A 14,207-nucleotide genomic window follows, 5' to 3' on the forward strand; every position below is an offset into this window, starting at 1 on the left:
TAGTCATTAATGGTCCGTGTGCCACAGACCATTAATGACATGATAACTGATGATGGTTTGTGAGCCACAAGCCATGGGTTTGAATTATTTAGGGTTACAAACGGTAACTAATTTAATGGTGTAATCCGGATTTAAAGGTTCATTGGTTTGCGCTAAGCGTTGCGAACCGGTATTAGCCGGGCAGGCAATATCTCCTGCGGCGTCATAAATAATGGTTTTACCTCCTGCTACCAATTCTTTAGGAACATAAACCTGCACTTTGGTGATCGAGTATCCGGAAGGGAAATAACGCACATAATAACCATCAGGGTGCTTGGTCCAGATGCCGCTCGGAACATCGGCCCGTGGAGGAGCCATACCGGCAATAATTGCATATTTCTCCATGTCGGCATAGGTATAATTACCAGAAGCTACCAATTGGCGTATATTATTTTCTGCTTCAAAAACAGCTTTTACTCCATCAGGGAGTTGATCTTTTGCTTTTTGCATCACGTCAAAAGGCAATATTCCCAAGGCACCTCCTTCCAGTTGAGTAAGTTGTTTAGTGCTTAACAGTTTAATGGCTGTTAGCTTTACCTGCCCTGCATAATCAGCAAATTTAGTTCTGGCAATAATGGTCCAGAGTAAAACCTGAATATCATGTTGCTCCACGTCGGGATGCTTCTCGGCACTTTTCAAAACAGCTACAACGATATCTTCTTTTGGCCCAAGTACCGGTGCAAACATATAGCCATCACCTTTAGAAGGTGCAAATGTACCGGCCTTTAAGCAATAGCTCTTATTTGTAATTTCATAGTAACCTTCACAAAGTACATAACCGCCTTCAGGTGCCTTAGGGAGCAGGTAAAGCGGTTGAAATTTCTCCTTAGATTTAAAATCAGGCATCATTTCCCCTTCGCGGTTAACATCTTCAAAATTCGTGGTAATAGCCGCAGGTTGTTTCAAAAACCGATCAACCCCCAAAGCTTTAGCACCTTGTGCTGTCCCAACTTTTAAGAGCTTATCTTTTAGCCCTCCAAACTGAGCTTGAGCAGAAAATGCAGTAATCGATAGTGATAGTGCGATAATTATAGATTTCGTTTTCATGGTGTAGAATGATTAGATAGGAACAAACATAAAATTTTGGGATCAATTAATACTTATATTGAGCAGTTCGTTTTAACACCATAAAGTTACAAATTTGATTTTCAGCTGGTTAATTATTTTTCAAAATTTAATTTGGCAAATAAAAATATAATTCAGACATTTGGAATATTATTTGGCAGAGAAGCTAAATAAAAGTCAATCTAGACAGGTTGATTTATAAAGAAGTGGCGAGAGACTGGCTCTAAGACCCACTGGCAACCCTCAGAAAGAGAAGGTGCCAATTCCTGACCGAGTAACATGGTGTTATTTGGAGATATAAATTTAAACTGATGAAAGTAATAAATCTTCAATCGCTAAGCGAGCCCAGTCTAAACTTTAAAAAAGTAGAAAATTCTTCAATTTCTTTTATTTGTTATGATATGCAGTCGATTACTGGTATGTGCTGTTGCATACAGTAATCTAAAAATCTTCCTTTTTTGTTAATATTCAAACTGGAAGGCCCTCTGAACGGAGGGTACACCCTATCATGATTTGCAAGATCATATTGCAATCAATGCATGCCAAAATCAAAACAATTAAAATTTAATCATTAGAAATTATGTCTACTTCATATAAATTTGAAACCTTACAATTGCACGCTGGTCAGGAAATAGATCCAACAACAGGATCAAGAGCAGTTCCTATATACCAAACCACTTCTTATGGTTTTCAAAGCGCTGAGCATGGCGCCAATTTATTTGCCCTTAAGGAATTTGGCAATATCTATACGCGCATCATGAATCCAACAACAGATGTTTTTGAAAAACGGATTGCGGCATTAGCAGGAGGGGTTGCAGCATTGGCCGTTGCATCGGGCCAGGCAGCACAATTTATTGCTTTACATAACATATTAGAAGCCGGAGATCAAATTGTTTCCTCTTCTCATGTATATGGAGGTACTTACAACCAATTCAAAGTAACATTTAAACGTTTAGGCATTCAGGTAGATTTTGCCAATGGCGATGATCCGGAAGATTTTGAACGTAAAATCACTGATAAAACCAAAGCCATTTACCTGGAAACGATTGGTAATCCTTCATTCAGTGTTCCTGATTTTGAAAAAATTGCTGCAATTGCCAAGAAATATGATATTCCATTTATTGTAGATAACACCTTTGGTGCAGCAGGATATTTGTTTAAACCACTGGCACATGGCGCTAACATTGTTGTAGAATCAGCAACCAAGTGGATTGGTGGTCATGGAACAAGTATTGGCGGCGTTATTGTTGATGGTGGCAACTACAATTGGGGAAATGGCAAATTCCCTCAGTTTACCGAACCATCTGCGGGCTATCACGGACTTGTATTCAATGATGTTTTCGGCATCGGTGGACCATTCGGAAACATCCAATTCATCATTCGTGCACGCGTAGAAGGATTAAGAGATCTTGGCCCTGCCCTATCTCCTTTCAATTCATTCTTATTATTACAAGGTTTGGAAACATTATCTCTCCGGGTACAACGTCATGTAGATAATGCTTTAGCACTTGCTACCTGGTTAGAAAACCATCCTGCTGTAAAACAAGTAGATTATCCCGGATTGGCCAGCAGCCCATATAACAACCTCGCAAAGAAATACTTGAGTAATGGCTTTGGTGCAGTTTTATCGTTCGAATTGAATGGCAGCAAAGAAAATGCAAGTCAGGTAATCGATAATTTAAAATTGGTTTCGCACCTGGCAAATGTTGGAGATGCTAAAACATTAATTATCCAGCCATCTGCTACTACCCATCAGCAATTAAATGAGCAAGAACAATTGGCTGCAGGTGTTAAACCTAATGCATTAAGGGTATCTGTTGGTATTGAACATATAGATGATATTAAAGCTGATTTTGAACAAGCATTTGCCAGTATTAATGCTAGTGTTGCTTCAAATGGTTTAAACGCATAAAGGCAAAGTTCTTTTACAACAACACAACAAATTTTAACATGAGTACATCTTCAATATATAATCACCCTAAACAATTTAAGCTAGAAAACGGTAAGAAATTACGGAATTTACAGATTGCGTATCAAACTTATGGAAAATTAAACGCGCAAAAAGACAATGTCATTTGGGTTTGTCATGCCTTAACAGCCAATGCGGATGTTTTTGAATGGTGGGAAGGTTTATTCGGACAAAACGTCCTTTTCAATCCGAATGAGCACTTTATTGTGTGTGCAAATGTTTTAGGTTCTCATTATGGTACTACTAACCCGCTTAGCACGAATCCTGTTACTGGTTTACCTTACTATTTAGCTTTTCCTCAGTTCAGCATCCGTGATTTTGTTTCGGCACATCAACTGCTGGCTGCACATTTGGGCATTGAACAAATTAAAGTCTTAATAGGTGGTTCATTAGGAGGACAACAATCTGTTGAATGGAGTATTATTGAACCGAATAGAATTGAAAATTTAATACTTATCGCCACTAATGCAGTACATTCTCCCTGGGGAATTGCTTTTAACGAAAGTCAGCGTTTAGCCATCACCACCGATCGTACCTTTTTTGCAAACCAGCCCAATGGTGGCAGTAAAGGTTTAAAAACTGCACGGAGTATCGCTTTGCTGAGTTATAGAACTTATAGTGCGTACGGCAATACACAGGTTGAAAGCGTAAACGAAAAAACCGATAATTTCAGGGCCTCTTCTTATCAAAATTATCAGGGAGAAAAACTCATCAATCGCTTTAATGCTTACAGCTATTACTATTTGACCAAAGCCATGGATAGCCACAATGTTGGTCGAAACAGAAAAAGCATTGCAGATGCTTTAAAATTAGTAAAGGCGAATACACTTGTAATAGGCATAGAAAACGATTTTCTCTTCCCTGTATCAGAACAAAAGTACCTTGCAGATCATATTCAGGGTGCCGAATTTTCGGTAATCAGCTCTGATTATGGGCATGATGGCTTCTTAATTGAAACCAATGCATTAACCAATATCATTGGTACTTTTTTGAGAGAAAGCAGTAACAAAAAGATCATCAAACTTCAGCATACTGCCTAATACTTATTACCACAACTTATTCAATAACAACAGATAGAGCATCAGTCTTAACGCTGTACAATCATAAAAATAAAATGAGTAAAAATTTAAAAATCGGACTTTTTGGTTTTGGTGTAGTTGGACAAGGATTACTGGATATCATTCAAAGCCAGAACCTCAACTTAGAAATCATTAAAATTGCGATAAAAGATCCCAGGAAAAAACGTACCCTGGATAAGGATTTGTTTACCACAGATCGCAACGAAATATTAAACAATACAGAAATCAACACCATTGTGGAGTTGATTAATGATGCAGAAGCCGCTTACGAAATTGTAACCACCGCCCTAAAGAATGGTAAAAATGTGGTTTCTGCCAATAAAAAAATGATTGCTACCCATCTGGCTGAGTTGGTTGCTCTACAACAGGAACACGGTACTTCATTATTGTATGAAGGAGCAGTTTGTGGTAGTATTCCAATTATCAGGAACCTGGAAGAATATTACGACAATGAGCTTTTCCATGCTTTAAGTGGAATTTTCAATGGTTCTTCTAACTATATACTTTCTAAAATATTTAATGAGAATCAAAGTTATAATGCTGCCTTAAAAGAAGCTCAGGACTTAGGTTTTGCAGAAACTGATCCTATTTTAGATGTGGGAGGTTACGATCCCAAATATAAATTGGCTATTGCTACAGCCCATGCTTACGGCTTATTTGTTAATCCTGATGCCATTTTAAATATTGGTATCCAGAACTTATCGCAGCATGACATTAAATATGCTAAGGAAAAGAATTTAAAAATTAAACTCGTACCTACTGCGCGTAAGGTAAATACCAAACAAATTGTGACCTATGTGTTGCCCAAATTGGTTGGGAAAGATGATTTTCTTTACAATGTAGAAAATGAGTACAATGCAGTTACGGTTCAGGCAGCTTTCGCTGATAAACAATTCTTCTTTGGCAAAGGTGCAGGCGGTCATCCAACAGGAGCTGCTGTACTTTCTGATATTGCAGCCCTACGTTATGATTACCGTTACGAATACAAAAAATACCACCAGGAAATTGGTGTTCAGCACACGGAAAATATTTTATTGGAAATTTATCTACGGTATGCGGATGAAGATTTAATCAGCTTACTTGAATTTGATAACATCAGCGAACGTTATGCAGCCAGCGAATTCAAATATGTAATCGGTACTGTTAAATTAGAAAACCTGATTAAAAACCGCGATTTATTATTAAACCAGGATGTTTTCGTGGCTTACACCGGAAGACAGATATATAAAGAAGAAAAAGCGTTAAGTGGTAGCCTTGCCGCTGAAGCAGCCCTTCTATAAGATTTTTTTTAAGGTTAATTTTTATTTGTTTTGTTGTTGCAAAGGTCGGAGCGATTCCGACCTTTAGCTTTTATTAGAATTGTATAAATTTAGTTGTTGGTCCTTACTCTTCAAGACTCAGTACTCCAAACTCAGAACTCAAGACTCAGAACTCAAGACTCAGAATTACTAACCTACCCTCTAGCCGCCATCTTAATCAGCTTGTTCGCCAGATCTTTACCCAGATATCCATCTATTAAACCATGAACCAGGTACAAAATAGGTGTCATTAGTATAGCCACTATAAATTTATAAGTATAATTCACCAGGCCAATTGCAGCCACCATTTGCCAACTGTAATGGTACTGTGGGTTCAGATAAAACGCAATGAAAATAACGACGAAACTATCAATAAACTGAGAAACTAAGGTAGAACCTGTAGCCCTGAGCCATAAAGCTTTCTCTCCGGTTATTCTTTTAATCCGATGAAAAATAACTACATCTGCCAGCTGTCCAATAATAAATGCAGTGATCGATCCCACAATAATCCACATGCCCTGACCGAATATACCCGCAAATGCATTGTTCATATTCAGATCTTCGCCATTGATGTTTTGATGAACCCAAAAATCTGCTGCACTAAGATGCATGGATCCCCAAACTACGATGAAAGCGAAAGCGATTAAAATAGAGGTCATGATGGAGAGAAACCGCACTTGTTTTACGCCAAAATACTCGTTGATTATATCTGTCATGATAAAAATAATTGGCCAGGTAAGTACCCCTGCCGACATCACGAAAGATAAGTTTGGCACACCAAACAGGTTGATGTCAAATTTCTTGAATCCTAAAGTCTCTTCAACGCTGAACAGTTTTACACCGATAAATTCAGATAAGATCGCATTAGCGACAAAAAAGCTACCCAACACCAGTAGCAAACGGCTTTCTTTAGTTTTAAAAGTCATAGTGCATAAATCTAGAAATAAATCATCAATTAACCTTCATCAACAATATTTTTAAATCCCGGCATAAGATTCTGGTTTGATTTTGACAAACGATAGACCTTAAAAATAGGTTATCAGGTTAAATCTCCCAATCTTTGCGCTCCGAAAAACACAACTCCAAATGGCTGGCAAACAACATTTTTATCTTATATTAATCCTGGGCTCATTAGCTGCATTAGGCCCTTTTTCTATAGACATGTACCTTCCGGGTTTTGTGGATATTGCACAAGATTTAAAAACTACGGAATCAACTGTAGCACTCTCGCTTTCTACATTTTTCATTGGTATTTCTGCAGGACAATTGCTTTACGGACCTTTGTTAGATAAGTTTGGGCGTAAAAAACCTTTATATTTTGGTTTGGCACTTTATATTCTTTCATCCTTTCTGTGTTTAGCCGTAAAAGACGTTAACCAGTTAATTGTGTTGCGCTTTGTGCAGGCCATTGGAAGCTGCGCAACTGCAGTTGCCTCAGTTGCTATGGTTCGTGATTTATTCTCTGTGGAAGAAAGCCCGAAAGTATTTGCTTCGCTTATGTTAGTTATCGCTGTATCACCAATGTTGGCTCCTACTGCCGGAGGCTACCTCATTGCTGCATTAGGATGGAAATATGTATTTGTTTTCTTAGGATTTATGGCCGTATTGATGCTTCTGGCGTCAGTTTTCAAACTACCTGAAAGCTATAAACCGGACCCCAATTACTCATTAAAACCGAAGCCAATCCTCACAAGCTTTTTTACTGTATTAAAGAATCCCCAGTTTTATACTTATGCATTAATTGGTTCACTAACTTTTTCTGGCCTATTCGCCTATGTTGCCTCTTCCCCAACGGTATTCATGAAAATTTATGAAGTAAGCAAAACAGGTTACGGATGGATATTTGCTATTCTATCGGTATTTTTTATTGGATCGAGCCAGATAAACAGTCTGATTCTAAGGTGGTTCAGCAGTAAAAAAATTGTAAACTGGGCATTGTTAGCACAGTGCTTAGTAAGTTTGACCTTTCTTATTTTCGCCTACAACAATTGGCTGGGTTTATACTCTACCATTACATTTATTGCGTTATTTCTTTGCTGCCTGGGCTTAATTAATCCAAATGCAGCTGCATTATCATTAGCACCATTCAGTAAAAATGCTGGTAGTGCATCAGCGCTGATGGGTGCATTACAAATGGGTTTAGGTGCTTTTGCTTCAGTTATGGTGAGTTTGTTCAGCGAACACTCCATCATCCCGATGCCACTGGTTATGACAGTTGCCGCCTTAACAGGGTTGCTGGCGCTTTGGATCGGCAGAAGATTTATCAAAACAGAAGTAGAAGCATCCGCAGACGATACCGTTATGGCGCATTAATCAGTAAACTGTGACAGGTATGAGCCACCTGACCTAATTAACACGATATCATATTACATTGTATTGTTCTTATCTTGCACTTCATACTTGCTACTCGGTACTTTATACTCATTCTCGCCAAAAGTTTAATAAAAGCTAATATTTTCCTATTTTCGCTATGAGATGCTGAATATACAATCGAAACTTCCTGGAGTAAGTACAACCATTTTCACGGTAATGTCTAAACTCGCAGCAGAACATCAGGCCATCAACTTATCCCAAGGTTTTCCCGACTACTCCTGCGACCCTAAATTGATGGACTTAGTGGATAAAGCAATGAAGGACGGGCATAATCAATATGCGCCTATGCCAGGCTCAATGGCTTTAAAAGAGGCAATATCAGAGAAAGTCGAATCACTTTATAAGGTTAAATATAATCCGGATACTGAAATTACAGTAACGGCGGGAGGAACACAGGCTATTTTCACGGCCATTGCTGCCACTATCAACCCAGGTGATGAAGTAATTATCTTTGAACCTGCTTACGACAGTTATGCACCAACCGTTAAATTATTTGGTGGCCTGGTAAAAACTTATGAACTGGCACCACCCGATTATGCGATAGATTGGGACATGGTAAAGAAGTTATTTACGGCCAATACGCGGATGATCATCTTAAATTCGCCGCAAAATCCTACAGGAAGCGTCTTATCTCCAACCGATCTTCAGGCCTTAATAAAATTAATTCAAGGCACTGATATACTGATCCTTAGTGATGAAGTATATGAACACCTTGTTTACGATGAGCACAAACATCAAAGTGTAATGCTTTACCCTGAATTAAAAGAGCGGAGCTTTGTTATCGCTTCTTTTGGGAAACTGCTACATGCCACCGGTTGGAAGTTGGGATATTGCCTGGCACCCGAAAAACTAACCAAAGAATTTAGGAAAGTACACCAATTTAATGTTTTCAGCGTTAATAGTCCAATGCAACAAGCCATTGCCGATTACATTAGCGAACCTGATAACTATAATGGAATTACTAATTTCTTTCAGCAAAAGAGAGATTATTTTAGGTCGCTTTTAGCCGAAAGTAAATTTAAACTCTTACCCTGTAAAGGATCTTACTTTCAGTGTGCCAGTTATGGACACATTAGCGATGAAAAAGATACCGACTTTAGTATCCGGCTGTTAAAAGAATTTGGAGTGGCCACCATACCTGTTTCCGCTTTCTACCAAAAAGCTACAGATCATAAAATTATTCGCTTTTGCTTTGCTAAAGAAGATAAAACCCTTGCTTTGGCTGCAGAGAAATTAATGAATGTTTAAAACTATCCCCAAAACAATACCACATGGAAACTCCTGTTTATACCCAAATAGAAAACCTGAAAGTAACCGTTTTCCAGGCTTATCTTTTTTGGGAAAACATTGAAAAAAACCTGATCAATCTTGCTTTAAGGTTATCTATGGGAGTGCGAGAAAAAACAGATCTGATTGTATTGCCCGAGATGTTCAACAGTGGCTTTAGTATGAATGCAGCTGCACTTGCAGAAGAAATGAATGGGCCAACCATGCAGTGGATGCATAAAATGTCCAATTTATATAACTGCGTAATTGCTGGTAGTTTAATCATCAAAGAAGATGGAAAATATTATAATCGCCTGATCTGGATGGAACCTGATGGAAAACATCAACACTATGATAAGCACCATTTATTTGGTTTAGGAGAAGAGGACGAAAACTTCAGCGCTGGAAAAGAACAGCTTATCGTAGAATTAAAAGGATGGAAAATACGATTGGCCATTTGCTATGACCTCCGATTCCCGGTGTGGCTTCGAAACAAAAATGAAGAGTACGATATACTCCTGCTTATCGCCAGCTGGCCAGATAAGCGTTCATCCCATTGGAGAGCATTAATCCCTGCGCGTGCTATTGAAAACCAAAGCTATGTTATTGGTGTAAACCGTGTAGGGCACGATGGCAACCAGATTTACCACAGTGGCCATTCAATGTGCATCGATCCTTATGGCAGCACCGTTTATTATAAACCAGAAGACGAAGACCTCTATACTTTCAGTATCAATTACGAAGAACTGGTAAAAATAAGAAGGCAGTTCCCCTTTTTGAAAGATGCTGATAAATTTGTGATTCAATAGCCCTTTAAACAACAAAATAAATCATTCCAAATAAACAACTATTCATTCCAAAGATGTTCAACCGTCGTAAATTTATTAAAGCCTCAGCCCTTTCAGCGGGTCTAATCGCACTCGACAAAAAAAGTATTGCCGAAGTGATACCTGCTTCAAATTCTTCAGAAAAAAAATTCCCAATCGTGATATCGACCTGGGATTTTGGCATTGCAGCAAATGCTGATGCCTGGAAAGTGTTATCTGCAGGAGGAACGGCCCTGGATGCAGTAGAACAAGGCGTTTGGGTACCCGAAGCAGACGAAAAGAATCAATCGGTTGGTTATGGCGGCTTACCCGACAGAGATGGCAAGGTTACCCTGGATGCCTGCATCATGGATGAACAAGGTAACTGTGGCGCAGTTTTAGCCTTAGAGCACATTAAACACCCCATTTCTGTGGCGCGTAAAGTGATGGAAAAAACACCTCATGTAATGTTAGCTGGCGATGGTGCTTTACAATTTGCACTTGAGCAGGGTTTTAAAAAAGAAAACCTGCTTACCCCTGCAAGTGAAAAAGCCTGGAAAGAGTGGCTAAAAACAGCTAAATATGAGCCGGTAATGAACATAGAGAATAAACTTTATGAGAAAGCTGCTCCACAAAAGCTTCCTGGAAATCAATATAACCACGATACAATTGGTATGTTAGCCCTTGATGCGAAAGGGAATATTTCCGGAGCCTGTACCACAAGTGGAATGGCCTATAAACTTCATGGTCGCATTGGTGACAGTCCTATCATTGGAGCTGGCTTATATGTAGACAATGAAGTAGGTGGCGCAACTTCAACAGGTGTTGGAGAAGAAGTAGTGAGAAATGTGGGTTCTTTCCTGGTGGTAGAATTGATGCGCCAGGGATATTCTCCTGAAGCAGCTTGTAAAGAAGCAGTTATGCGGATCATTAAAAAGAAACCGGAAACAGCTAAAAAAATTCAGGTTGGCTTTTTAGCCATCAATAAAAAAGGTGAATATGGTGCATATGCTATTCAGCAAGGTTTCAGTTATGCAGTATGCAATGCAGAAAAGCAGGATTTGCTAATTAAAGGAAAAAGTTACTATTAACTGTTCCAAACCTTAATATAACCTAACGTTATGGGATTGCTATCCAAAATATTCGGAAAAAAAAATGTAGAAGAGCGTAAAGGAGAACCCGATATGGTTTATGTTGCCAATGAAGATGAGCGCATGAACTGGGCGATAGAAAAAGCCAATTTAACTTTATGGTATTTCGAAGAAAGCCTGGATAACCCAAAAGACTTTCAGGTTTATTTTTCGGTCAAAGTGAAGATTATTGATGGTGATGCAAGCGAGCATATCTGGCTTACAGACCCCCATTTTGACGATGAAGGTCATTTGTATGGAACTGTGGGAAATGAGCCTGTTGATGTTTCTACGGTTAAGCTAGACCAGAAAATCGGTATCGACCGGAGTTTAATTTCCGATTGGATGATTGTAGAAGGGGGAAGATTAATTGGCGGTTACACCATTAGGGCCATTAGAGAGGGTATTCCGGAAGATGATCGCCCAGCCTTCGATAACAGCATCGGCCTATTCATTGATGAAGGAGTAGACCATTTTAAAGCCAATTTGGAAACACCAGAGGGAGCCATTCTATCTTTAGAAAAAGCCTATAACTATAAAGATATAAAGGCCGCTATGGATTGCAAGGATTTCTATGAAGAAGCTAAATCTTTACTTTCCAATATGCAGATGGATTTTGATAAAGAAACCATCAATGAAACCGCCGAAGTACTCAAGCTATCTTTCCTTAATAATATTGAAGAGCATGGATTCCCGGATTTTTCGATGATACAGAGTGCTTTTCCGAAGCGTGAGAAAATTAACGAAACGCACTGGATAATCACAGAAATTTGCTGGTACCCTGATGGCGGTAAATCTGTGCAGGAATTAAATGTATTCAAATCTGCCAAAGGTTGGGTTGTTTTAGGTCCGGTACTGAAAGAAGAATAAAGTTTTATTAAAAAGACCTTGTTTAAAGGTCAGTATATATGAGTCAAAATAATATTAAAAGTGGCGCATTGGAAGTTTGCGCAAACTCATACGCTTCTGCGGTAGCAGCTCAGGCTGGCGGTGCTAAGCGTGTTGAATTATGTGATAATTTAGCTGAAGGCGGAACGACGCCAAGCTACGCACATATTGCCCTTTCTAAAAAAAATCTAACCATAGAAATCTGGCCAATTATTCGCCCAAGAGGTGGTGATTTCCTTTATTCAGACTTTGAATTTGAATTAATGAAGGAAGATATAAAAATCTGTAAATCATTAAATTGTAACGGTATAGTTACAGGAATACTTAATAATGACGGAACGATTGATATGTTGAGGTGCAAAGAACTCATTGATCTTGCACACCCCCTGCCGGTAGCTTTCCACAGAGCTTTCGATATGAGTAACGATATGGAAAAAGCATTAGAAGATCTGATCGATTTAGGCGTAGTGCGTGTGCTTACTTCGGGTGGGGCATCATCTGCAATAATGGGTGCCGAAAAGCTGGCTCAGTTGGTTAAACAATCAAACGGCAGAATAGAAATCATGCCAGGAGCTGGAATTAACGAAACCAACATTACAGATTTAATTGAAAAAACAGGCGCTGCAGTGTTCCATGCATCTGCAAAACAGTTTGTTGCCAGTAAAATGAAATATAGAAACGATGAAACTAAAATGGGTAGTATTGATGATGAATATCAATATGAACTTACTTCTACAGAAAAAGTTAGTAAATTAGTCAGTAACATTCATCAACAGTTAGAAAAAGGCTAAATTGAAGTTTACAATTTACTTTACAATCCCTAATCGTTAAAACTTAGAAAGTTGTAAAATTTAGGGGTTTCAACAGATAGAAACAAGCTTTTATCATTATCCGATGGATTTCGATCTCATCGGATTTTTTGTTTACATAATTTGCATAATGATTTAGCCTACAAATAATTAGGTATATTTAATTACCACTAAACTATTATTGAAATTATGAAAAAGATCTCCATCGCAATTGTAGGCACATTACTATTTGCCGCTTGCCAGCCTAAAGAGACATCATCTACCACTAATGAAGTAGCAGATACTACAAAGTATGCTTATACATTAAAAAAAGATCATCATTGGGAAATGAATCCGGATCATAAAAATCTTCAAACGGCTTTAAACGCACTAAAGGCATTTGCTACCCTTGATACTGCTGCCTTAAAGCCATTAATTGGTGATAGCGTTGAACTTACAGTAGATTATTATCAATTCAAAGGAACTGGAAATCAATTTATCAAAGAGGCCAAAACACACATGGATAAATTCAACAGCATAGAAATTAATATGACTGATTGGGAATCCGTAATTAGTAAAGACAAATCTGAAGAATGGGTAAGTTTATGGTATGAGCAGGTATCTAAAATGAAGGATGGAAAGATTGATAGTGTAAGCTATTTCAATGATTTCAAACTACAAAACGGTAAAATTGTTGCATGGTCTGAATATACACAACATCCAATGAAAAAATAATATTTTGCTGAAATTAATCTTTTGTTTTTGTTTACTACCCTTTATGTTTACAGTAACTAAACAAACGCACATAACAGACAACCAGACAGCTTGTGCAGGCGTTGCTACAAGACCTTTGCCCTAAACGGTATTTTTTGTAGCAGTTGTACCTTTCCATTAAAAGAAACAGAAGGGGGAAACAAAAAACGATATCTCTAATTAGCCTGATATCGGTTTTTTGGCTGTTGCCATTTGCTGGTTAAGAATTAAAACCAAAACGATCTGGTATGGTGTGTTTATCCATTTCTTCTTTAACCTTACTGCTTGCGTTTTGGATATTTATTCCCTGTCCGAAATGTTCGATCTGATTTTTTAATGGTCCCCGCTACCCGGCACATAATGTAAACCTGGTGTAAGATAGTGCAGCAATACTACCCTTGAATATCTATAATTAATGGGTGACAGGATAAGAACGCCCAATAAAATCAGCCCCACGTAATACCATAGATTTTCGTAAATCAAAGGAAGTCCGAGCACGTAAGATGCTACTCCAATGGTAATTATTTCGGCTACATTCATTGCGTAACTAACAAACATCGCTACATAAAAAAATCCGGGTTCGCGTTCAAATTTTAAATTGCAATGGGGACAATTAACATTCGTTTTCTGCAGTTTGAAAGCATAAGCACTACCAGTAAAAATATCACCTTTTCTACATCTTGGGCATTTACATTGAATGAAAGCTTGAAATTTAGATAACTCTGCCATAGTAATTGATTTCATGGTACAAAT

At 38.3% G+C, this 14,207-nt stretch carries 14 protein-coding genes and 1 riboswitch; of the genes, 11 read left to right on the forward strand and 3 right to left on the reverse strand.

Going from position 1 to position 14,207, the window contains the following annotated elements; genetic code table 11:
• Window positions 1-84: 84 nt before the first annotated feature.
• The gene (locus ACQY77_RS02650) at window positions 85-1,086 is read right to left on the reverse strand and encodes a hypothetical protein (RefSeq protein ID WP_421939535.1); all 1,002 of its coding nucleotides are present in this window, start codon (window positions 1,084-1,086) and stop codon (window positions 85-87) included.
• Window positions 1,087-1,297: 211 nt separating this feature from the next.
• Window positions 1,298-1,408, forward strand: a riboswitch (SAM riboswitch).
• Between the two features lie 276 nt (window positions 1,409-1,684).
• Here ACQY77_RS02650 and ACQY77_RS02655 point away from each other — a divergent pair.
• The 3 genes from ACQY77_RS02655 (at window position 1,685) to ACQY77_RS02665 (ending at window position 5,432) form a co-directional block, all read left to right on the forward strand.
• On the forward strand, window positions 1,685-3,016 hold the full coding sequence (locus tag ACQY77_RS02655) for an O-acetylhomoserine aminocarboxypropyltransferase/cysteine synthase family protein (protein ID WP_421939534.1): 1,332 nt from the start codon (window positions 1,685-1,687) through the stop codon (window positions 3,014-3,016).
• A gap of 38 nt (window positions 3,017-3,054) precedes the next feature.
• A complete protein-coding gene (locus tag ACQY77_RS02660) occupies window positions 3,055-4,113 on the forward strand; it encodes a homoserine O-acetyltransferase family protein (RefSeq protein ID WP_421939533.1) in 1,059 nt (352 codons plus the stop codon).
• A 74-nt stretch (window positions 4,114-4,187) separates the two neighbouring features.
• Window positions 4,188-5,432 (forward strand): homoserine dehydrogenase, encoded by a 1,245-nt coding sequence (locus ACQY77_RS02665; RefSeq protein WP_421939532.1) that lies wholly within the window; start codon window positions 4,188-4,190, stop codon window positions 5,430-5,432.
• Between the two features lie 173 nt (window positions 5,433-5,605).
• Here the strand turns inward: ACQY77_RS02665 and ACQY77_RS02670 are convergent, their stop codons facing one another.
• A complete protein-coding gene (locus tag ACQY77_RS02670; protein WP_421939531.1) occupies window positions 5,606-6,376 on the reverse strand; it encodes a queuosine precursor transporter in 771 nt (256 codons plus the stop codon).
• A 160-nt stretch (window positions 6,377-6,536) separates the two neighbouring features.
• Here ACQY77_RS02670 and ACQY77_RS02675 point away from each other — a divergent pair, with 160 nt between their 5' ends.
• The 8 genes from ACQY77_RS02675 (at window position 6,537) to ACQY77_RS02710 (ending at window position 13,791) form a co-directional block, all read left to right on the forward strand.
• Window positions 6,537-7,763 (forward strand): multidrug effflux MFS transporter, encoded by a 1,227-nt coding sequence (locus tag ACQY77_RS02675; protein ID WP_421939530.1) that lies wholly within the window; start codon window positions 6,537-6,539, stop codon window positions 7,761-7,763.
• 162 nt (window positions 7,764-7,925) lie between these two features.
• Window positions 7,926-9,071, forward strand: a complete 1,146-nt coding sequence (locus tag ACQY77_RS02680; protein ID WP_421939529.1) for a methionine aminotransferase — start codon at window positions 7,926-7,928, stop codon at window positions 9,069-9,071.
• Window positions 9,072-9,094: 23 nt separating this feature from the next.
• A complete protein-coding gene (locus ACQY77_RS02685) occupies window positions 9,095-9,898 on the forward strand; it encodes a nitrilase family protein (RefSeq protein ID WP_421939528.1) in 804 nt (267 codons plus the stop codon).
• Window positions 9,899-9,951: 53 nt separating this feature from the next.
• Entirely contained in the window at window positions 9,952-10,986 is a 1,035-nt protein-coding gene (locus tag ACQY77_RS02690) for a N(4)-(beta-N-acetylglucosaminyl)-L-asparaginase (RefSeq protein ID WP_421939527.1), read from the forward strand.
• A 30-nt stretch (window positions 10,987-11,016) separates the two neighbouring features.
• The gene (locus ACQY77_RS02695; RefSeq protein WP_421939526.1) at window positions 11,017-11,895 is read left to right on the forward strand and encodes a YegJ family protein; all 879 of its coding nucleotides are present in this window, start codon (window positions 11,017-11,019) and stop codon (window positions 11,893-11,895) included.
• Between the two features lie 38 nt (window positions 11,896-11,933).
• On the forward strand, window positions 11,934-12,704 hold the full coding sequence (locus tag ACQY77_RS02700; RefSeq protein ID WP_421939525.1) for a copper homeostasis protein CutC: 771 nt from the start codon (window positions 11,934-11,936) through the stop codon (window positions 12,702-12,704).
• A 207-nt stretch (window positions 12,705-12,911) separates the two neighbouring features.
• The gene (locus ACQY77_RS02705; RefSeq protein ID WP_421939524.1) at window positions 12,912-13,436 is read left to right on the forward strand and encodes a hypothetical protein; all 525 of its coding nucleotides are present in this window, start codon (window positions 12,912-12,914) and stop codon (window positions 13,434-13,436) included.
• 217 nt (window positions 13,437-13,653) lie between these two features.
• The gene (locus tag ACQY77_RS02710; protein WP_421939523.1) at window positions 13,654-13,791 is read left to right on the forward strand and encodes a hypothetical protein; all 138 of its coding nucleotides are present in this window, start codon (window positions 13,654-13,656) and stop codon (window positions 13,789-13,791) included.
• On the opposite strand, the gene ACQY77_RS02715 is transcribed toward ACQY77_RS02710, so the two are convergent.
• On the reverse strand, window positions 13,788-14,183 hold the full coding sequence (locus tag ACQY77_RS02715; protein WP_421942397.1) for a DUF983 domain-containing protein: 396 nt from the start codon (window positions 14,181-14,183) through the stop codon (window positions 13,788-13,790). The two genes, ACQY77_RS02710 and ACQY77_RS02715, sit on opposite strands and share 4 nt — an antisense overlap.
• Window positions 14,184-14,207 lie beyond the last annotated feature (24 nt).

This window comes from Pedobacter sp. (genome assembly GCF_965279535.1).
In the GTDB taxonomy this organism is placed as follows: Bacteria; Bacteroidota; Bacteroidia; order Sphingobacteriales; family Sphingobacteriaceae; genus Pedobacter.